General features: G+C 36.9%; 19 protein-coding genes and 1 pseudogene. 6 read left to right on the forward strand and 14 right to left on the reverse strand.

Annotated features, from left to right (window positions below):
* From BOQ62_RS20015 to BOQ62_RS20020, 3 genes and pseudogenes are all read left to right on the forward strand, one after another.
* A pseudogene (locus tag BOQ62_RS20015) lies at window positions 1-219 on the forward strand (hypothetical protein); the annotation flags it as partial.
* A 118-nt stretch (window positions 220-337) separates the two neighbouring features.
* On the forward strand, window positions 338-613 hold the full coding sequence (locus BOQ62_RS23670) for a hypothetical protein (RefSeq protein ID WP_228414394.1): 276 nt from the start codon (window positions 338-340) through the stop codon (window positions 611-613).
* Window positions 501-1,361, forward strand: coding sequence for an LLM class flavin-dependent oxidoreductase (locus tag BOQ62_RS20020; RefSeq protein WP_228414396.1), 861 nt, complete (start codon window positions 501-503; stop codon window positions 1,359-1,361). The genes BOQ62_RS23670 and BOQ62_RS20020 overlap by 113 nt, the downstream gene beginning before the upstream one ends.
* A gap of 159 nt (window positions 1,362-1,520) precedes the next feature.
* Here the strand turns inward: BOQ62_RS20020 and BOQ62_RS20025 are convergent, their stop codons facing one another.
* The 8 genes from BOQ62_RS20025 to BOQ62_RS22625 form a co-directional block, all read right to left on the reverse strand.
* Entirely contained in the window at window positions 1,521-2,021 is a 501-nt protein-coding gene (locus BOQ62_RS20025; RefSeq protein ID WP_129042151.1) for a hypothetical protein, read from the reverse strand.
* A gap of 18 nt (window positions 2,022-2,039) precedes the next feature.
* Window positions 2,040-2,687, reverse strand: a complete 648-nt coding sequence (locus BOQ62_RS20030) for a hypothetical protein (protein WP_129042152.1) — start codon at window positions 2,685-2,687, stop codon at window positions 2,040-2,042.
* A 140-nt stretch (window positions 2,688-2,827) separates the two neighbouring features.
* Window positions 2,828-3,562 (reverse strand): intradiol ring-cleavage dioxygenase, encoded by a 735-nt coding sequence (locus BOQ62_RS20035; protein ID WP_228414398.1) that lies wholly within the window; start codon window positions 3,560-3,562, stop codon window positions 2,828-2,830.
* Window positions 3,563-3,857: 295 nt separating this feature from the next.
* Entirely contained in the window at window positions 3,858-4,535 is a 678-nt protein-coding gene (locus tag BOQ62_RS20040; RefSeq protein ID WP_129042153.1) for a LytR/AlgR family response regulator transcription factor, read from the reverse strand.
* A 4-nt stretch (window positions 4,536-4,539) separates the two neighbouring features.
* Window positions 4,540-5,628, reverse strand: a complete 1,089-nt coding sequence (locus tag BOQ62_RS20045; RefSeq protein ID WP_129042154.1) for a sensor histidine kinase — start codon at window positions 5,626-5,628, stop codon at window positions 4,540-4,542.
* 139 nt (window positions 5,629-5,767) lie between these two features.
* On the reverse strand, window positions 5,768-8,803 hold the full coding sequence (locus BOQ62_RS20050) for an AAA family ATPase (RefSeq protein ID WP_129042155.1): 3,036 nt from the start codon (window positions 8,801-8,803) through the stop codon (window positions 5,768-5,770).
* Between the two features lie 3 nt (window positions 8,804-8,806).
* The gene (locus tag BOQ62_RS20055; protein WP_129042156.1) at window positions 8,807-10,012 is read right to left on the reverse strand and encodes an exonuclease SbcCD subunit D; all 1,206 of its coding nucleotides are present in this window, start codon (window positions 10,010-10,012) and stop codon (window positions 8,807-8,809) included.
* Between the two features lie 64 nt (window positions 10,013-10,076).
* A complete protein-coding gene (locus BOQ62_RS22625) occupies window positions 10,077-10,229 on the reverse strand; it encodes a hypothetical protein (RefSeq protein WP_164976805.1) in 153 nt (50 codons plus the stop codon).
* A 105-nt stretch (window positions 10,230-10,334) separates the two neighbouring features.
* Here BOQ62_RS22625 and BOQ62_RS20060 point away from each other — a divergent pair, with 105 nt between their 5' ends.
* The gene (locus BOQ62_RS20060; protein WP_105704114.1) at window positions 10,335-10,583 is read left to right on the forward strand and encodes a VF530 family DNA-binding protein; all 249 of its coding nucleotides are present in this window, start codon (window positions 10,335-10,337) and stop codon (window positions 10,581-10,583) included.
* Between the two features lie 182 nt (window positions 10,584-10,765).
* The gene (locus BOQ62_RS20065; RefSeq protein WP_129042157.1) at window positions 10,766-11,266 is read left to right on the forward strand and encodes a peptidylprolyl isomerase; all 501 of its coding nucleotides are present in this window, start codon (window positions 10,766-10,768) and stop codon (window positions 11,264-11,266) included.
* A 215-nt stretch (window positions 11,267-11,481) separates the two neighbouring features.
* Here BOQ62_RS20065 and BOQ62_RS20070 read toward each other — a convergent pair whose 3' ends face one another.
* Both BOQ62_RS20070 and BOQ62_RS20075 read right to left on the reverse strand, forming a co-directional pair.
* Complete coding sequence (locus BOQ62_RS20070; protein WP_129042158.1) at window positions 11,482-11,859, reverse strand: YchJ family protein; 378 nt, start codon at window positions 11,857-11,859, stop codon at window positions 11,482-11,484.
* 105 nt (window positions 11,860-11,964) lie between these two features.
* Window positions 11,965-14,106 (reverse strand): M3 family metallopeptidase, encoded by a 2,142-nt coding sequence (locus tag BOQ62_RS20075; RefSeq protein WP_129042159.1) that lies wholly within the window; start codon window positions 14,104-14,106, stop codon window positions 11,965-11,967.
* A 256-nt stretch (window positions 14,107-14,362) separates the two neighbouring features.
* On the opposite strand from BOQ62_RS20075, the gene BOQ62_RS20080 reads away from it, so the two are divergent.
* Complete coding sequence (locus BOQ62_RS20080; RefSeq protein ID WP_129042160.1) at window positions 14,363-15,190, forward strand: GIN domain-containing protein; 828 nt, start codon at window positions 14,363-14,365, stop codon at window positions 15,188-15,190.
* A 1-nt stretch (window position 15,191) separates the two neighbouring features.
* On the opposite strand, the gene BOQ62_RS20085 is transcribed toward BOQ62_RS20080, so the two are convergent.
* From BOQ62_RS20085 to BOQ62_RS20100, 4 genes are all read right to left on the reverse strand, one after another.
* The gene (locus BOQ62_RS20085) at window positions 15,192-17,081 is read right to left on the reverse strand and encodes a monovalent cation:proton antiporter-2 (CPA2) family protein (protein WP_129042161.1); all 1,890 of its coding nucleotides are present in this window, start codon (window positions 17,079-17,081) and stop codon (window positions 15,192-15,194) included.
* A gap of 3 nt (window positions 17,082-17,084) precedes the next feature.
* On the reverse strand, window positions 17,085-17,606 hold the full coding sequence (locus BOQ62_RS20090) for an NAD(P)H-dependent oxidoreductase (RefSeq protein ID WP_129042162.1): 522 nt from the start codon (window positions 17,604-17,606) through the stop codon (window positions 17,085-17,087).
* A 198-nt stretch (window positions 17,607-17,804) separates the two neighbouring features.
* Window positions 17,805-18,620 (reverse strand): TPM domain-containing protein, encoded by an 816-nt coding sequence (locus tag BOQ62_RS20095; protein ID WP_129042163.1) that lies wholly within the window; start codon window positions 18,618-18,620, stop codon window positions 17,805-17,807.
* Window positions 18,601-19,029, reverse strand: a complete 429-nt coding sequence (locus BOQ62_RS20100; protein WP_185146811.1) for a TPM domain-containing protein — start codon at window positions 19,027-19,029, stop codon at window positions 18,601-18,603. The genes BOQ62_RS20095 and BOQ62_RS20100 overlap by 20 nt, the downstream gene beginning before the upstream one ends.
* Window positions 19,030-19,031 lie beyond the last annotated feature (2 nt).

The following is a 19,031-nucleotide window of genomic DNA, read 5'->3' on the forward strand; positions in this document are numbered from 1 at the left end:
CATATGTCAGCAATGGCAAGTATAAGATCAGATAAGGAATTAAAAACTTATTTCCTAAGAAAAGTAAGTGAAGGAAAAAATAAAATGAGTGTCCTGAATGCGGTAAGAAATAAATTAGTACACAGAATAATGGCTGTCATCAATAGAAAACAGCCATTTTTACAAAAAGAAGAATTTGTGTCAATAAAAAATTCAAATTTCTCTTGTGTATTAACATAGAAATCTTTGCGTTTTCCAACAAAAAAATCATCAGTATTCAACAGCCCTTCCGATCTTAACAAACATCAATGTTTTTGATATTTCAGAGTGGTATTTTTGTATCACTAAAATCAACAATATGGAATTAGGAATAGGAATGTTCGGAGATTTGGCTTTAGACCAGTCTACCGGAAAATATAGAGATGCAGGAATTAAGATCCGCGAAATTCTGGATCAGGTAAAATTTATGGATGAGGTGGGAATTGATGTTTTCGCAATGGGAGAACATCACCGTCCGGATTATGCGGTTTCCTCACCGGAGATCGTTTTGGCACGGCCGCGAGTATTACAAAAATATCAAACTGGCCAGTGGAGTTACTGTTTTAAGTTCTTCGGAGCCGGTAAAAGTATATGAAGATTTTTCAACACTGGATCTTATTTCAGATGGAAGAGCAGAGATATTCGTAGGACGTGGAAGTTTCATAGAGTCATTTCCGTTGTATGGTTATTCATTGAATGATTATGAACAGTTATTTGACGAAAAACTAGAATTATTATTGAAAATCAATTCTGAAGAAAACGTTAGCTGGTCAGGAAAACTTCGTGCTCCGATGCAGAATCAAACGGTATATCCAAGAGCAAAAAATGATGGAAAACTTTCAATCTGGAGAGCCGTTGGAGGAACTCCTCAGTCTGTTCTAAGTGCAGCACAGCTTGGAATGCCTTTAGTGGTGGCTATCATTGGAGGAATGCCAATTCAGTTTAGAAATCTGATCGAATTCTACAAACAGGAATACCAAAAAGCGGGACATGATGTTTCGAAGATGCAGATTGCGGTTCATTCCCATACATTTGTGAGTGATGATCAGAAAGTGGTGGATGGATATTTCCATAACTATAAATCTCAGATGGACAGAATTGGGTCTTCCAGAGGATGGGCGCCTTACACAAAAGCGCAGTATGACGGTGGAAGAAGCAAAGATGGAGCATTATTTATCGGAAGTCCGGCAGAAGTAGCAGATAAAATTGCTTATATGAAGGAGATTTTCGGGATTACCAGATTTATCGGACACATGGATGTGGGAGATCCTGCTCATGATGTGATGATGAAGTCTATTGAATTATTCGGGAAAGAAGTAAAACCTGTCATTAAAGACTTATAAAATAAAAGAGACTGTCTCAGAAGTGTCATTCTGACGAAGGAAGAATCTCATAGATAACCAAATACATGAGATTCTTCACTACATTTCATTTCGTTCAGAATGACAAAAGCCAAATTGTGTGACTTTCGAGACAGCCTCTTTCTATAGAAATCACAAAAATTATATTTCCTGATAATAGGCTATTGCGACCTGCGGATGGAATGGGAGCATGAATGTTTCCCAACCATTTTCCAGATCTGTTTCTTTGCTGAGAAGGTATTTATTGTCAATAATATCAATCAGTAAAAGCTCAGGAGAGAAAAAAGTAAGCCCTATTTTATGTTTTGAAGGATCTTCAAGATGAGAAGAAATAAGGTCCAGTTTAAAATTTTCAAACGGAAAATAAGTATTTCCCAAAACATCCGGTATACTTCTGATCATTCCGCCTAATTGAGAAACATAATTGCTGACAGCACTGCTTAATAAAAAAGGAATTTTCTGGGCATTCGGATTTTTCTGAAGGAGTTCCCAATAATTCTTTACAGGATTTTCTTTCTCATCAAAAGCCTGATGCTGAATTTTATATTCAAAATAAGTATCATCAAATACGTATCGATCCCAAATCATTTCAGAACTTTGATCAATCACAATACGGAAAGCGAGTTTTATTTTTTTCATCATTTCAGGTATTTTATCATTTTACACTTCCATAAAAAGAATCAAGGCATTTTCACTCAAAGCTTCAAATTCCAGTTCTTCAATTTCCCAAAGGAGAAGGGCATCCCGGTTTTCCATCAGTCTGTTTTGAAACTCAAAGGCACCGTTGATAACCATTCCGAAGATAGACTTATTTGAATCCTTCAATGCATAATATCCCTCTGCACGGCCATTATAAAGTCCTATGAAATTGGGCTGTTCTAATGTTTTTGAGATTTTAAAAGCATTGTTTTTCAAAGTAAAATCCAGTTCATTCTTCGCATAGTTCTGAATGTTTTCTTCTTTTTTAAACTCAAAAATTAAAAAATCTGTCTGGTCGTGATACACCATATTTTTGATGACAATGTCTTTCCCAGCCTCAGTATTCAGCGTAAGGGACATTCCTGCTGAAATTGTTTCATAGAAATCTGTGATGATAATTTCTCCATATAAAGGGAGTATCAAAAGGGTTCTTTCCTCATCAAACTGGAGTCTCAGCTCTCCTTCGATATCCGAAACAACCTCTTTTACACTATACAAAGTTTGAGTTCTTTCTTCACTTTTCAGGATCTCTGTAACGGTACTTTTTTCATTTTCCTGCCAGATTCTGAAATCATTTTTTAAAATTTTTGATGGGGCTTGAACTAACATAGGGCTACGATTTAATATTTCCACGAGACACAGATCCATACATTGCTTTTGAGGATGAGTAGCAAATAATTCATATCTATATCAGACCTGTGCTTTGTGGAAATGTGATAATAAATAATATTTAAGGAACTTTTCAGAATTTATGCTGATACTTTTATCGTATGAGTGAGTGCAAACCCACCGCTTACACTTCCTGAAATGGCAGACATTTCATTAGAGGTTCCGTCACTGAATACATTATCATTGGCATTGTAGGTGTAACCGCTCATTCCTTTGTATCCGGTACTTGCTCCTACCTGTACCACTGCGCTGTCACTTCCTTCAGGAAAGGCAATCTGAGTCACCAATAAAGACTGTCCTGCAGAATTATAAATATGAACATGAATGTGAGTGGCTCTTCCATTGTACCAACCCGGAAAAATGGAAGTGAATTTTACCTGGCCATTAGCATCCGTAGTCTGTCTGCCTCTTAGAAAATGTACGGTAGTGTAGTTGGCAGACTGCATTCCCGTTCCGCCATATTCAGAGTAATTTCCATCTTTATCACAATGCCATATATCTACAAAAGCACCTTGTAAAATAGCACAGCTTGTATTCACATTCTGTACGGTGATCGTAATGGTAAAAGGAACTCCCGTTCTGTCGCTTACAATATTACTTTGAACCAACGTAGATGGAGATTTTGTAGGAAAAGGTCCTTCGGTTTCTGTATTGGTAACAGAACATCCTGTGGAACCAGATCCTGTAGAGGTAGTAGAAGATGAGTCTATAATGTCATCGTCACTTCCGCAATGGATTAAAAGAGGAGCGGCAACGGCAGTTACCCCTGCTAATCCAAGACTTTTCAGAAAGCCTTTTCTATTCATTGTTTTCATAATACAGGGTTTTAAGATTATACATTGGGCTGGAAGTATGAAGATGGGAGAAGGAAGTTAAAAACATCCGGAACTTAACTTTCAGTTTCCAGCCTTTTCATATTTCAAAAGTATTTTCAAAAAACGCTGTAGGAAAATTTATGAGGTAAACGAATAAAATGTGTCGGTAAATGAGTGTTTTTTAAGAATTATTAAGAGTTTTGATGGAAGTTTGGAGAAGGAAGCTGGAGGTATTATACTATGTTTTAAAGGCATTCAAAACTTCCATCTTCCATCCTCCCGCTTCCATCAGAATTTATCCCTTATTCACAATCTTCATCACAAGATCTTTATAAGTTTCTCCAATTGGAATGATGAATTCTCCGATGTGAATATTACGGTTGACAATGGTTTTAATGTTTTGGATGGGAACGATATAAGAGCGATGCACTCTTACAAAATCTTTTTCAGAGAGCTTTTCCAGAATGTTTTTCATGGAAGAACGTGCCGTGATGGTTGAATGATCGTTCACATGGATCTGGATATAATCATCCAGCCCTTCAATCAGAAGAATATCGTTGAAGTTGATCTTATGAAGTTTGTAATCGGCACGTATGGAAAGGTATTTTATTTCATCAGCATCACTATTGATTTTCACCTTCTCTACAGCTGCTTTGAATCTTTCAAAAGAAAATGGCTTTAGCAGATAATCAACGGCATTGATACTGAAAGCATCTACCGCATATTCCGAATAGGCTGTGGTGAAAATTACTTTGGTATTCTGAGAAATATTTTTATAAAAATCCATTCCGTTTTTGGAAGGCATTTCTATGTCCAGAAAGATGAGGTCTACAGGAAATTTATTAAGATATTTTTGGGCATCACTTTGAGTATTGAAGACCTTTTCAAGAAAGAGGTTTTCAATTTTTCCGGCATAATTCTCAATGATTTTCAAGGCGAGAATTTCATCGTCAAGAGCGATGGCTTTTATCATACGTTTATAGTAAATTAATTTTTAAATCAACTTCAAAAGTCTTTCCGTTATTAGTCATATTCAGTGAATGTTGTCCGGGATAAGCTTGTTGTAAATGTTCAAGAGTGTTTTTTAATCCTACTTTCAAGCTTTCCTCATCCGTAATATTTCGGTTCACAATATTATTAAAAACATTAAAATGAAACTGCTCTTCCTCAATCATGATGTTGATCGCTATTTTAGAGTTTTCTTCTGCATTAAAACCATATTTGAAGGCATTTTCAATAAAATTTACCAAAATAAAAGGAGCTATTTGCAAATCCTTTGCCTCTCCGGTTTCTGTATAGGAAAAATCCAGACTGTTGTCTGTTCTGATCAGTTGCAGGGCTATATAATCTTTTACATATTCAATTTCTTTACTGAGCTTTACCAGATCTTTACTGCTTTCCTGGACTACGTAGCGCATCACATTGGAGAGTTTCAGAATACTGTTGGGAGCATCATCAGATTTGAATAAAGCCAGTGAGTAAATGGAATTGAGAATATTGAACAGAAAATGGGGTTGCAGCTGATATTTTAAGCTCAATAATTCTGCCTTGGCTTTAGAACGTTCCAACTCCTTTTTCTCGATATTTTTAAAAATAAAAAGAGAGGATAAAAAAGAAAAGAGAAAAGGAAGAAGTGATGAAAAGATCATCTGGCCGTAAGAAGTATTATTACCATGCTGAAAGTTTTCTGGAGAAAATCTTCCATCCATAGGCGGGGGAGGTATATTTCCGTTGGGGCTTCCAGGAGGAGGCCGCATCTGAGTCGGGAAATGCTGGGCAGAAATATTGTTTTCAGCTGTAAGATAATTGGGTACAAATACCATAATTCCGAAACAGATCAGAATACAAACTATAAACAACAAGTATTTCTTTTGGCTGTAGAATCTGGGCAGAAAAAAATTCAGATTAAAGTAAAAAAAGATAACCACCAGTACGAAACGGATAAACTCTCTCTGAAATGGGGAAACCTTAAAAACAGACAAAGTTCCGTCAAAATCCGGAGAAGAAACAACCGGAATTGTTAAGAGTAGCAGAATAAGGATGATATGTTGCCCGATTTTTTTCACACTGGAGACATGAATTAAGATTCTTTTTCATTCAAATGTAATGAAATGAGTCATAAAAAAGTACACTTAAGCAGAAAATCAAAAAATATTCAGAGCTTAAGTGTACTTTCACTGAAAGATGTTTGCTGTTGAAAATTGCTTACACAATCTCGATCAGGCTTCCTCTTTCCTCATCTTTAATAATATTGAGTGCCGTAGGAATTTTCTCTTTCAGTTCTTCAACGTGCGAAATGATTCCCACAATCCTGTTTTCTTTCATCAGATTGGTGAGGGTTTCAAATACAATATTCACAGATTCCGTATCCTGAGTTCCGAAACCTTCATCAATAAAGAAGAAATTTTTATCTGCCTGTGCATTGGCCTGAACACTTTCTGCCAGTGCCAGTGCCAGACTCAACGATACCTGAAATGCCTGTCCACCGGAAAGCGTTTTTACACTTCTGCTTTTCCCTTCGTTGAGGTAATCAATGATTTCAAAATCGTTATTTTCATTAAGCTGAAGACTCAGCTGATTTCTTGTCATGCGGTGAAAACGTACATTGGCATGATCACAAAGCTGTCTCAGATAAATAGACGAGACATATTGTACAAAACCCGCTCCTTTAAACAGGTTCATCATGATTTTTAAATTTTCCGAACGCTTCTGAAGCTTTGCCAGTTCTTTTAAAAGAGTTTCTTTTTTCACAAACTCCTTTTCCAACCGATCTATTTCAGCAGTTTTTGTAACTACAGAATCACTGATCTGTTTGTGTTTAATTTGTGCCTCATTGAATTGCTTTTCGGTCAGAGAAAATTGTTCATTGTCGAATGACAATCCTTTAAGTTTCAATTCCAGCTCTGCAATGAATTTATTTAAAGCTTCAAATTCTACTTTGAAATGCTGAACCTTGGTTCTCACCAATTCAATATTGATTTCCTGAAGTAAAATATCTTCAATTTCTTTAAATTCTGAAAAATTTTGATCTGCCAGAGCATTGACAATTGCATCTTCATTAGCGGAAATCTCCTTTTCAAGTGCGGCAATCTGTTTCTCAGACTGGCTGACAATCGCTTTTTGCTCCGCTAATTTCGGGGAAAGGATTTTTTCCTGCTCTAATGCTTTTTGATAATTTTCTTCGGTTTCTTTGTTGGATTGTACCAACTTTTGATAAGCTTCTTCAACTTCAGTTTTTTCTTTTTGAGAATACTGATTCCAGTCCAGAATTCTAAGACCCGAACGGCTGATATTAATCTGTTCTTGTTTTGAAACTTCTTCCAGACGGAAAGCTTCCAAAGCACTCCTGTATTTTTCCAGCGTTTTAGATTCTCTGTCCAGATTTTCCCTTTCCAAAGTAATATTCCGCTCCGTTTCTTCAATCTTTTTTTCCAGCGTAAAAGACTCCGAGCGTTTTTTTTCGAATTCCTCTTCCTGATCAGGAGAAAAGCTTTTCCATGTGAAGTTCAGGATATGATTTTCAATATCTTTTTGAATCTGAAGAACTGTTTTTTGTTCCGAAAGAAGCTGTTCTTCGAAGATTTTTTTACGATCCAGAATTTTATCAATCTCAGCCTCCTGCTTTTGAAGACCAACGATTTCCTGTTCCGCGGATGTTATTTTCTCCTGAATTTCTTGTAGTTCAGTATTCACATCATAAAATTCCACAATATGCGGATGCTCTTTAGAACCGCAAAGAGGGCAGTTTTCACCGTCATGAAGCTCACTGGCGAAACGGGAGAGTTCTTTTTGAATTTTAAGATGATCCAGTTTCTGGGAAAATTTCTTTTTCTGAGTTTCTAAAGTTTCTTTCCTGCTTTTGAAATCCTCTTTATAATTCTCGGTATAATTAAAAGGTTTTAATTCTCTTGCAATTTCTACAATCTGCTTTTGATGTTTTTCAATCTTTTCGGTTTGTTCCTGAAGTAATTTTTTTAAATTTTTTTGTTGAATAAACCAGTTACTCACTTCAGAAAGTAGAGAAGAATCAAGTTTTTGTTCCTTTAAACTTTTGGTCTGTGCAGAAAGTTCATCAATGGTCTTTTGAATCTTCTCTTTATGAAGGTTTACTTCTTTTACTTTTTCGGAACCTTTCTGAGTTCTTTCATTCAAAACTTTAATTTCTTCAGAAAATTTCATGATCTGAATAATGAGGTTCAAGTCATTTTCCTGAATTCTGGATTGCTCCAAAGCTTTAAACTGTGGCTCAAGAGCTGTGAGCTGTTCTTTTATAAGATTAAAAGCTTTTTCAGTTTCCTGCTGGCTTTTGATCTGTTGTTCCTTTTCATTTTGCTTGTCCGAAATCTCTTTTGAAAGCTTATTTTTCTCAACAATTAATGGATTAAAGAGTCTGAAAATACGGTCGTATAATTCCGCTTGTGCTTCCAGAGCATCCATTTGAGGTTTTTCTTCGGAAAGTTTGCTGAATTTTTCTTTATTCTGCTGTAAACTGTCAAAGTCACTTTTTAAGTTTTTCAGCTGTTGATACGTCTGGGAAATTTTTTCCAGTTTTTCATTGGATTCAGCAAGGAGTTTCTGTTCCTCCGTCAGCTCTTCCTTCTGAATACTGATCTTCTCTTCATTGATTTCTTCAAATCCTTTCAACTGCCCCTCCAGCTGATCAAGTTCAGATCTGTTTTTTACATTGAGTGCAGAAACATTGTTTTGAAGGTCAAATTTTTGAAGATTAAAGATCTCCTTCATCATATTCGTTCTTTCTGCAGCACCCAATTCAAGGAATTCTTTGAACTGTCCCTGCGGAATAATGATGGTTCTTTTGAAGTTGGAATAGCTTAACCCGATAATAGATTCTGCATTGGAATGATCAAGAGGAACCCATTTACCATTGATATGCTCATAAAAAGTAACTGCATTCGGCTTTACCTCTTCGAATTTTTTGGAATTTCGCTTAAAATCACGGGTGGCGCGGAACAATTTATTCTCATAATTCACAAAATCAAACTCTATATAAGAACTGTTTGATTTTAAGTTCATCATATTGTAAGCCCTTTTATCACGCATGTTCAGACGTTCCGTTTCGCCATATAAAGCAAACGAAATCGCTTCAAGAACTGATGATTTTCCAGAACCCACGGCTCCAAAAATTCCGAAAAGACCAGCTTCTGTAAGATTTCGGAAGTCAATCGTCTGGCGTTCCTGATAGGAATAAAGCCCTTCGATAGTTAATTGAACAGGGATCATGGCTTATGCATTTAAAATTTCGTTAAACAAATTCATCAGTTCTTCATTGGCTTCCTGCCCGCCGTTTTTCGATTTAAAATAATCTTTAAATAAAATATCAATATCCTGACTCAAATTGATTTCATAGGTTTGATCTTCTGCCAATTCCAGGTTTCTGACTTTGGGTATAAGATGAACAATTCCGTTGTGAGCCTGATAAATTACCCTTCTTTCATCAGCGGTTAAAAATGTTTCACTTTCCAATGTAAGCTCAATAAATGTATTGGGATTTTCACTCAGCCATTGAACGGCATCATCAATGGAGGTAAATGTTTTTCTGACTAAAGTTCTTCCACTGGTCAGTATTTTTTTTTCATAAGAAACCGCTTTTCCTGGTTCTGCATCAATAATGGAAACATATTTTGTCTGCCCAGCTTCACTGAAACTGTAGCATAGGGGAGAAGATGAATAAATAACAGGTTTTTCCTTCGTTCCGATATTCTGAAAAGCATGAAGGTGACCCAATGCAGTATACTGAATCTGCTCAGGAATACTGTCAGAAAAAATAAGATCTGCATTCCCTATTTTAATGGGTTTTTCACCTTCGGGTTCCTCCAAAATTTCAGCACCTCTTTTATTCATATACAAATGAGCCGTCAGAAGATTCACTCCGGAATCATCACAAAACTGATCTGCAAGGTTTTTCCATGTCTGTGAAAGAACTTTGTTGATTTCTTCCTCTTTATTTTCTCCAAAATATTCCTTTAGCCGGATCTCATTCGCGAAAGGCGTGTGAAGAATTCTTACAGGAAAGTTGATCCCATCAATTTTAAGTTCTATGAAACCTTCTTTTGAATTGATAATGTTGAAATATTCTGTACCAAAAGGAATGATCTCTGCTTTAGGATGGCCTATTAAGATAATTCCACATTCTCTTGCCAGAGGATCAGGGGCATTGATTAAGCTGGGAGAATCATGATTGCCGGAAATAGCAATTACAGGACGTTTTCCATTTAATGATAAACGTTTTAAAGTTTTATAGAAAAGCTCAGCAGCCTCTACACTTGGATTGAAATTATCAAAAAGATCACCGGCAATTACAACTAAATCAACGCTTTGTTCATCGGCAATCTGAACAATTTCATTCATAACCAGAACCTGCTCTTCAAGTCTTGAAAAGCGGTCGAGGCGTTTACCCAAATGCCAGTCGGCAGTGTGGAGGATTTTCATAATTTAAATTTGAAAATTATTTGTTGTTTTACATCTAGCTGTTTCTTTGAGTAAAGAACAATTTTTATAGTTGATCATCAGATTCTTTTGCTTTGAAATCTTTCAGAATTTGTTTTAAACGTGTTTTCCTTTCTGCTTCTGCATTCTGTATCTTACGTTTTTTCTGATCAATCTGCTTTTTATTTTTTTTCCTGTTCGCGTCGTTGTTTTTGCTCATATTTTTATTGGTAAGAAATAGCTTCTTCAAAAATAAGAAACAAAAAGAGAAGAAGTGTGGTGGATTTCCGTATAAACTAATAATAAATTAATTTTGTAAAAAAAGATGGAACAACAGTCCAAAGATCCCCTACACGGAAAAAGGCTGGATGCTATCCTTGAAGAACTTGTAGAATACTACGAAGGCTTCGAAAGGCTTGGCGAACAGATCAATATAAAATGTTTTACAGATAATCCAAGTATCAATTCTTCGCTCAAGTTTTTAAGGAAAACACCTTGGGCAAGAACAAAAGTAGAAAGTCTCTATCTCTTTATGCTGAGACAGAAAAAAAGAGAAGAGGGTAGAAAAAAATAAAGGATGGAAATTCCTGAACTTATAATGGAGTTTAATATAAAGTAAAAAGAAGATCTGTTTTTCTTTATGCCTTTCATAGCTTCCTTATTCCGTCCCCAGCTTCCAAGCTCATTGAATCATTTCAAAAAATAGTATATTTGTAACATTAATCGTGAAACAAAATCACGACAAAAAGAAAAAATATGACAATCGAAAACAATCACGTTGTAGCTGTAAAGTATATACTTCACACTATTGAACCAGATGGAAGTAAGATTCTTGTAGAAGAAACAACTTCAGAAAATCCACTTACATTTTTGTATGGTATGGGAATGATGATTCCTAAGTTTGAAGAAAATATCCTAGGTTTAAAAGCTGGAGATAAAGCTGCTTTTACAATTCAGCCTGAAGAAGCTTACGGTGAGAGACAACCAGATGCTATCGCACAATTACCAGTGGAAATGTTTAAAGAATCAGGGCTTCCTCCAGTAGGAGCTATTTTACCTTTGTCTGATAATCAAGGAAACAATTTTCAGGCTTTTGTAGTAGAAGTTACTCCGGAAGTTGTCGTAGCAGACCTTAACCACCCAATGGCAGGTAAAGTATTAGACTTCCAGGTTGAAGTTTTAAATACCCGTCCGGCAACAGAAGAGGAATTGTCACATGGACATGCTCACGGAATTGACGGAAACGAAGCTCACTAAAAAATAAAAAAATGTCCGGTTTTTCGGATATTTTTTAGAGATAAAAAATGAGCCACAGATAATTCTGTGGCTCATTTTTATTGATAAGGTTACAATAGTGATTGAATGCTTGGCATTCCCCTCTAGTGGAGGGGTGGCAAAAATTCAAAGAATTTTTGACGGGGTGGTTCTATACGCAAAGCATTATTCTGTCTTATATTCTCTCAATCCGCTTACTAATCCAAAAACTCCCCCGAAACATAATACCAACGTTCATGCATTTTCTGGAAAACAGAAAACTCATGATGAACCTGCGGATGACCATCCTGGTCTGTATAATAAGCTTTAAACTCTACATGATTTAAAGCTGGAGTCCGGATAATCTCCAGTTTTGTCCATTCATTGATTTCTCCCCATTCCTGAAGATCTCTCTTATTGTGGTATTTTCTTTTTCCCGGAAGGGTAGTCTCCATCAGATATTCGCCATTCGGAATGGCAAAAGCGGAGAATCTTGAACGCATCAGGGCTTCAGCAGTAGGAGCATGTTTTTCTCCTGTATGATAGGGCTTGCAGCATTCTTCGTAGGATTTTCCTGAACAGCACGGACAGTCCATATATTGTATTTTAAATGTTGAACTGCAAAAATAATGAATCTCATTAGAAACGGGCTTTACTCCATAAAAAAGAAGCACTCTAATTAAAGAATGCTTCCCATTGATTTATTTAATAAAACCTCTGTTTCTTAATAAAGGTTTGATATCAGGATCATGTCCTGTAAAGTCTCTGAATGCCTGGTTCAGGTCTACAGAATTTCCTACGGAAAGAATATATTTTCTGAAACGGTCACCATTTTCTCTGGTCAAGCCACCATTCTTACTGATCCATTCCCATGCATCGTTATCCAATGTTTCAGACCATAGATAAGCATAGTATCCTGCAGAATATCCGCCTCCCCAGATGTGAGCAAAATAAGGAGTGTGATATCTTGGCGGAACGGTTACCAAATTAAATCCATGGCTCGCTAAAGATTGCTTTTCAAAATCCAGAACAGGAATAAACTGGCTGTCGTTGCTCACTGTATGCCAATCCATATCCAGTTCGGCAGCAGAAACCAATTCGGTTGTCATGTATCCCTGATTGAATGTAGATGCTTTTTTGATTTTATCTACTAAAGCCTGTGGAATAGGCTGTTTTGTTTCATAGTGTACAGCATAATTTTTCAGAACAACTGGATCTAAAGCCCAGTGCTCGTTAATCTGAGACGGGAACTCTACGAAGTCTCTCGGTACATTCGTTCCTGAAAGAGAAGGATATTTTTGGCTGGCAAACATCCCGTGAATAGAGTGGCCAAATTCATGGAAGATGGTTGAAACATCATCATAGCTGATTAATGAAGGTTTCCCTGGAGCCGGTTTCTGATAATTATAACAGTTAACAATGACAGGTTTTGTTCCCAATAAGTATGATTGCTCAACAAAATTACTCATCCATGCTCCTCCGTTTTTAGAATCTCTTGTATAGAAATCCAGATAGTAGATGGCGATAGATTTTCCATCATGATCGAAAACCTCATAGGTTACTACATCCGGGTGGTACACAGGAAGATCTGTTCTCTTTTTAAAAGTCAGTCCGTAGAATTTTTCAGCGGCAAAGAAAACTCCTTTTTCTAATACCGTTGTGATTTCGAAATAAGGTTTTATCTGGCTCTCGTCAAGATCAAACTTGGCTTTTCTTACCTGCTCAGCATAAAAATTCCAGTCCCAAGGTTCTACCTTGAAACCTCCATTCTGCTGATCAATAAGATCCTGGATATCTTTTGCTTCACGTCTTGCGGTTTCCACGGCAGGAGTAGCAATCTGATTCATCAGTTTAGTCGCTGCTTCAGGTGTTTTGGCCATTTGATCCTGAAGTTTCCATTCAGCAAAGTTTTTCTTACCTAAAATCTGAGCTTTTTTTAATCTTAATTTAGCCAGTTGCTCGATCGTTGATCTTGTATCGTTGGTATCTCCTTTTTCAGCTCTTGTCCATGAAGCTTTGAATAGCTTTTCTCTGGTCGCTCTGTTTTTTAAATTTTGAAGAAGGGGTTGTTGTGTCGTGTTTTGTAAAGCCAGAAGATATTTTCCTGGCTGTCCTGCAGTTTTAGCATCAGATGCTGCGGCAGCAATTTCATCAGCAGAAAGTCCGTCCAGTTCTTTAGCATCAGAGAAAAATACACCTCCCTGCTTTCTTGCTTCTAACAGTTTATTGGAATATTGTGTAGAAAGGGAAGCCAGTTCCTGATTAAGTTGCTTTAATTTTTCTTTATCAGCCGCAGAAAGATTGGCTCCTGCAATTTCAAAGTTCTGCTTATAATACTGTACAAGTCTTTTACTTTCAGAATCAAGACCGTCTTCTTTGATGGCTTGTATTCTTTTATAAAGATTTTCATTCAGGTACAGCTTATCAGAATGTGCCGCAAAAATAGGAGCATATTCTTCATCCAAAGCCTGCAACGTAGGATTGGTATTTGCGCTTGTAAGATTAGAGAATACAATTTGGGCTCTTCTCAATACTTCACCACTTTTTTCCAATGCAACGATTGTATTTTCAAAAGTAGGGGCGGCCGGATTGTTGGCAATTTTTATAATTTCAGCTTCATGCTGCTTTAAACCATACTCAAAAGCAGGTTTGAAATGTTCGTTTTTGATTTTGTCAAATTCCGGAGCTTCGTACTGAAGCTTGCTTTTCTTCATAAAAGGATTTGAAGATAAAGAGGGGTCAGGAGCAGGAAGCTCCTGTTTGATATCAGTCTGTTTCATTGTAGTACAAGATTGATTGAACGCCAAGGCAGAGATTAATAATACCGATGAAATATTCTTCATAAATATAGTTGTTAGTAAAGCATAAAGATATTAAAAACTTGTCTCATGGAATATAGTTTGACAGAGGTATTTATTGAAGCGGTTTTATGAATGTTTTAAAATGAAAGAATAGAGTCTTTTGAATTATTAAAAGATTTATTGAAAAATCTGTATTGCAGCCCATTGCAGTATTTTTAAATGTAATGTAATATTTTTTATAAATTAGTTGTCATTTAATTAAAGAAATCAAATAAAATAATCAACAAAAGGAATAAGCATGAAAACAAGGACTTTATTTATTTTTTCGGCCTTAGCGGCATTAGCCTCATGTAATGATAAACATGAGAACAGAAACAGAGATAGAGAGGGTGACAAAAGCAATTGGGTAGAGAAAGTAGTAAGCAAAGAAAGCGGCCCTATACAACATAAAGAATTTAACGGAGATTTTGATGAAATTCAGGTTTCACAGGCGATAGAGGCAGAGATTATAAAATCTGAAACAGAAAAAGTAGAAATCTCAGCTCCTCAGAGTATCATCAATGAAATTCTTGTAGATAATGACGGTGGAAAACTGCATATTCATTATAAGCCGGGAATCCGAGTAATGAACATCAGCAAAGTGACAGCAAAAATTTATACCAAGGACTTTAATAAACTTCAAGCCGATTCAGCAGCTAGAATTATTATAAAAGATAAATTTACTCAGGAGAAAACAGATATCGAAGCCTCAAGTGCAGGAAGCATTTCCGGAGATCTGGAAGCTAATGATATGGATATCAATATTAGCAGCAGCAGCAGTTTCGATGGTAAAATATGGGCAGTAAATCTTGGTATTGAATCTTCATCAGGATCTACTATTGATATTTCCGGAAAAGCAAAAAAGGTAGATGTGAGTGCATCTTCCGGCAGCAGTGTTTCAGCTAAAGGAGTAATCGCTGATAATGTAGAAGCAGATGCTTCCAGTGGAGCAAGTATTCATATAAGTGCTGTTTCCAGTGTCAACGCAGGAGCCTCATCTGGAGGAAGTGTGGATATCTCGAAAAAAGGAGAGCTTAAAAATGTAAGTAAAGAAGAAAGCAGTGGCGGAAGCGTAAACATCCAATAAACTAATCCTGGGATTCTTCCTCATCTTCTTCATCGGTGGATGAGGAACCTTCCCAATTTTTATTATCAAAATTAAGATTGTCGTATGCCAATAATTCCTCCTCTCGCTGGAGGATTTCTTTTGTGGTAAAGAGGGTAATATCATCATTATTTTCTCTCATTTTTGCAAGCTTTCGGATAGAGGCTTTGTCAATGGCCATAAACCTTTGCCCCATACGCCTTGCTGCATATTTTCTCATTCCTGTTTCATGAAGTACGTCAACGGCCATATCCACCGCTGTTCCTAATGTTTCACGGTAAATGTGATTGACTCCGTTATTAAGATAGTCATAAGCATCAAGTCTGTTTTTCGCTCTTACGAAAATTTTTACACTAGGATAATGTTCACGGACTAATTCTGCAATGAATTTATTATCATCCGGATTATCCAGACACAAAACTAAAATTTCAGCATCTTCAATTCCGGCAGCTCTTAAAATAGGAATTCTGGTAGCATCACCGTAATATACCTTAAAACCATAGCTTCTGAGCAGTTTCACACGGTCAGAATCACGATCCAAAACGGTAGCTGATATTTTATTGGCTTTTAAAAGACGTCCTACGGTGCTTCCAAAGTGCCCAAAACCTACAATGATGATTTTCTTTTGAGTAACATTGCTGTCAAGAATATTATAATCATGCTCTTCTTCAGGAATTTCTTTAATGAATTTCGGGGTAATAAACCTGTCATTGATGATCAGAAGAATAGGAGTGATACACATCGTAATTGCTGTGACAGCCATCATTTGTGCATTCATTTCAGGACCTAAAAGATATAGATCTGATGCATAATTGAGCAGCACAAATGCAAATTCTCCCACCTGAGATAGGGCAAATGCATAAAAAAGACTTTGAGGAGTATCTATCCTGAAAAACTTTCCAATGGCATATAAGACAATAAATTTTACAGCCAGCACCGCAAAAACAGTACTGAAGATAAATAAAGGATCTTTCTGAATAATATTAAAATTGATTGTTGATCCCACGCTCACGAAGAAAACAGCCAGTAATAATCCTTTGAAAGGATCAATCTGAGCTTCCAACTCATGACGGAATTCACTGTTGGCAAGCATTACGCCTGCAAGGAAAGCTCCTAATGCCGGAGAAAGTCCAATCACCACCATAAGCTCCGAGACCCCAATAACGAGGAATAGGGAAGAAGCGGTCAACAGTTCTGTCATTCCTGATTTTGAAACATAACGTAGGAAAGGAACAAAGACATATCTGCCCAATAAAATAAGCAGCACTACTCCGAAAATTACCGTTCCGGCCTGAAGCCATTCCGGGAGCTTCTGAATCAGAATCTGAATTTCATTATCGTGATGCTTGGCTTTATAATTAGCTATTATAGGAAGTATTGCCAAAATAGGAATTACAGAGATGTCCTGAAACAACAAGGTAGAGAATGAAGCTTCTCCGGCTGTAGTTTTGAAATTGTTTTTTTCCTGTAAAGTCTGCAGAACAATGGCGGTGGAAGATAAAGCAAAACACATGGCAATGGCAATCGCTTTGTCTACTCTCCAGCCTACGCTTGTAAATACTAAGAAAAGCAATAGAATGGTGAGCGCCATTTGAGAAAGGCCTAAGCCCATTATCTTTTTCCGCATTTCCCAGAATTTCCGGGGCTCCAGTTCCAGGCCTACCAAAAATAATAGCATGATGACTCCAAACTCACTGGCGTGCATAATATCATTGACATTGTTTCCTGTAAGTTTAAGGACATAAGGACCTATGATGATTCCTCCTAAAATATAACCAATAACAGAACTCAAACCAAATTTCCTTGCCAATGGAACCATGATAATGGCTACACCCAGGAAAATTAATGTGTTCATCGCTAAGCTGGATTCCATATGTTATTGATTGAGTAGTTCTGTAAATTCCTTTTTATGTAAAATAATTTCTTTTTTAGACAATTTGTTGGCCTCGTATACGATTTTGATATGCTTAATATCCGCTTTAAAGACTTTTAATGAAACAATAAGCCCGCTGATGAGTTCATCTATGGTATATTGATAAGTGCCGGTTTTGCTGAAAGACCTTTCTTTCCCCCCCGTGGTTACTAGAATATAGACCTCTTTTCCTTCCAGAGGATTATGTTCATCCTCTTTAAGCCAGTCTCTGTCGAAAACTTCATCAATCCATAATCTGAGAAGGGGTGGCATCCCAAACCAAATCAGTGGAAACTGAAAAACAAAACGTTCGTAATTTTTAAGGCGTTTTCTTTCCCGGAAAGCTGCAATGTGAAAGTCAGGATATTCTTCGTAAAGATCTCTTAGGGTATAATGCTGGTGGCGAACGTAGAAATTGATGAGCTCTACATTCGAATTGGAGTGCTCCAGATAAGGGTGTGCAAATACTACCAGCGTCTTCTTCATAATCCTGTTTTCAGTAAATATAAGAAAAAAATATTGAATAAAAGGTGGTTTTTATGAGGTTTTATTAATTTTTTAATATCTAAATATCAATTTAAGATTAAGAAAAGTTAAAGAATTGAGGTTATTTTAGATTTTTAAATAAAAAATCAGATCATGATGATCTGATTTCTATATCAATTTTAAAATGACTTATTCATTTTACCAGCCTCCGGATGCACCACCGCCTCCAAAACTTCCGCCACCGCCAAAGCCTCCGAATCCGCCGCCACCGCCGCCGGAACTTCCACCACCAAAGCCACCTCCTCCGAAGCTGCCAGGGAATGGGAAGAAACCACCAGGGTAATTTCTGCGTCCTTTTCTGGTGATGATCACATCATCGTCATCGTCATTATTTCCGCCACGTCCACCACCTCTGTTGCCAAATAGGATAGCAATGATGATGAAAATAATAAAAGCAATGATGAGTACTTTAAAAGCGCTTCCATTACCGGAAGGAGCTGTTGTTTCTGCAGGCTTGAATTTCCCCTGAACAGCCTCCATAATCGCTGAGGTTCCACCGTTGATCCCGTCATACCAAAGTCCTTTTTTGAAATTTGGAGTGACAATATAATCCAAGATCTGTCCTGCTACTGAAGCGGTAAGATATTGTTCTACGGCACGTCCCTGCTGGATAGACATGGTTCTGTCTTCTGTGGCAATCAGGAAAACAACTCCGTTATCTACCCCTTTTTTTCCGATTTTCCATTTCTCACCAAACATGGTTGCCAGAAAGTTCACATCTTCTCCTTTGGTGGAGCGGATGATTACTACTTCAATTTCTGTTGAGGTAGAATCTGCAAACTTGATCAGCTTATTATTAAGTGCATCTTTTTCCTGTTGGGAAAGCAATCCGGCTTCATCAAAAACAGGGTAAAGAACTGCTGGTTTTTCGGGAATGGTGTATTGTGCTGATACAAATGTGTAAAAGCAGAGTAGTAAAAATGAAAATACTATTTTAAGAGAACGTAATTTCATTTGGAAGTTGGTTTGGATTTTCTCCTTCTACAGGAAAATGTTTTTTGAGTTCAAGACCTGTTTCCAGGATGGCACTTTTCAGCGCCTGATAATAATTTCCTTTGGCAAATTCTGCCGTTATATAATCGTGGAGATGATCCCAGTAAGACTGTCTTACCTTTTCATGAATTCCGATATCACCAATAATGGTAAGGTATTTCTGTTCGAAATTGACATGGAAAAGCACAGCATTTCTTTGAGCCGTTTTATCCATATTCAATTTTTTGAAAACATCAAATGCCGTTTTAGCATCACGGGTTTCCGTATTGGAATCAATATGCACTCTGATCTCTCCCGTAGAATGATCTTCCGCAGATTGAATCGCTTCCACAAGGGAAGCGATCTGTTGATTTGTTAGGAAATTACCCATTA

The sequence above is a fragment of the Chryseobacterium sp. CH21 genome, from assembly GCF_004119445.1.
In the GTDB taxonomy this organism is placed as follows: domain Bacteria; phylum Bacteroidota; class Bacteroidia; order Flavobacteriales; family Weeksellaceae; genus Chryseobacterium.

Excerpts from the sequence above, each read along its gene's own strand:
- BOQ62_RS20055 (WP_129042156.1), bottom strand. The coding sequence starts at position 10,012 with ATGAAAATCCTCCACACTGCCGACTGGCATTTGGGTAAACGCCTCGAC.
- BOQ62_RS23670 (WP_228414394.1), top strand. The coding sequence starts at position 338 with ATGGAATTAGGAATAGGAATGTTCGGAGATTTGGCTTTAGACCAGTCT.
- BOQ62_RS20025 (WP_129042151.1), bottom strand. The coding sequence starts at position 2,021 with ATGATGAAAAAAATAAAACTCGCTTTCCGTATTGTGATTGATCAAAGT.
- BOQ62_RS20020 (WP_228414396.1), top strand. The coding sequence starts at position 501 with ATGCGGTTTCCTCACCGGAGATCGTTTTGGCACGGCCGCGAGTATTAC.
- BOQ62_RS20065 (WP_129042157.1), top strand. The coding sequence starts at position 10,766 with ATGACAATCGAAAACAATCACGTTGTAGCTGTAAAGTATATACTTCAC.
- BOQ62_RS20040 (WP_129042153.1), bottom strand. The coding sequence starts at position 4,535 with ATGATAAAAGCCATCGCTCTTGACGATGAAATTCTCGCCTTGAAAATC.
- BOQ62_RS20095 (WP_129042163.1), bottom strand. The coding sequence starts at position 18,620 with ATGAAATTACGTTCTCTTAAAATAGTATTTTCATTTTTACTACTCTGC.
- BOQ62_RS20080 (WP_129042160.1), top strand. The coding sequence starts at position 14,363 with ATGAAAACAAGGACTTTATTTATTTTTTCGGCCTTAGCGGCATTAGCC.
- BOQ62_RS20050 (WP_129042155.1), bottom strand. The coding sequence starts at position 8,803 with ATGATCCCTGTTCAATTAACTATCGAAGGGCTTTATTCCTATCAGGAA.
- BOQ62_RS20030 (WP_129042152.1), bottom strand. The coding sequence starts at position 2,687 with ATGTTAGTTCAAGCCCCATCAAAAATTTTAAAAAATGATTTCAGAATC.
- BOQ62_RS20070 (WP_129042158.1), bottom strand. The coding sequence starts at position 11,859 with ATGGACTGTCCGTGCTGTTCAGGAAAATCCTACGAAGAATGCTGCAAG.
- BOQ62_RS22625 (WP_164976805.1), bottom strand. The coding sequence starts at position 10,229 with ATGAGCAAAAACAACGACGCGAACAGGAAAAAAAATAAAAAGCAGATT.
- BOQ62_RS20090 (WP_129042162.1), bottom strand. The coding sequence starts at position 17,606 with ATGAAGAAGACGCTGGTAGTATTTGCACACCCTTATCTGGAGCACTCC.
- BOQ62_RS20075 (WP_129042159.1), bottom strand. The coding sequence starts at position 14,106 with ATGAAGAATATTTCATCGGTATTATTAATCTCTGCCTTGGCGTTCAAT.
- BOQ62_RS20035 (WP_228414398.1), bottom strand. The coding sequence starts at position 3,562 with ATGAAAACAATGAATAGAAAAGGCTTTCTGAAAAGTCTTGGATTAGCA.
- BOQ62_RS20085 (WP_129042161.1), bottom strand. The coding sequence starts at position 17,081 with ATGGAATCCAGCTTAGCGATGAACACATTAATTTTCCTGGGTGTAGCC.
- BOQ62_RS20060 (WP_105704114.1), top strand. The coding sequence starts at position 10,335 with ATGGAACAACAGTCCAAAGATCCCCTACACGGAAAAAGGCTGGATGCT.
- BOQ62_RS20100 (WP_185146811.1), bottom strand. The coding sequence starts at position 19,029 with ATGGGTAATTTCCTAACAAATCAACAGATCGCTTCCCTTGTGGAAGCG.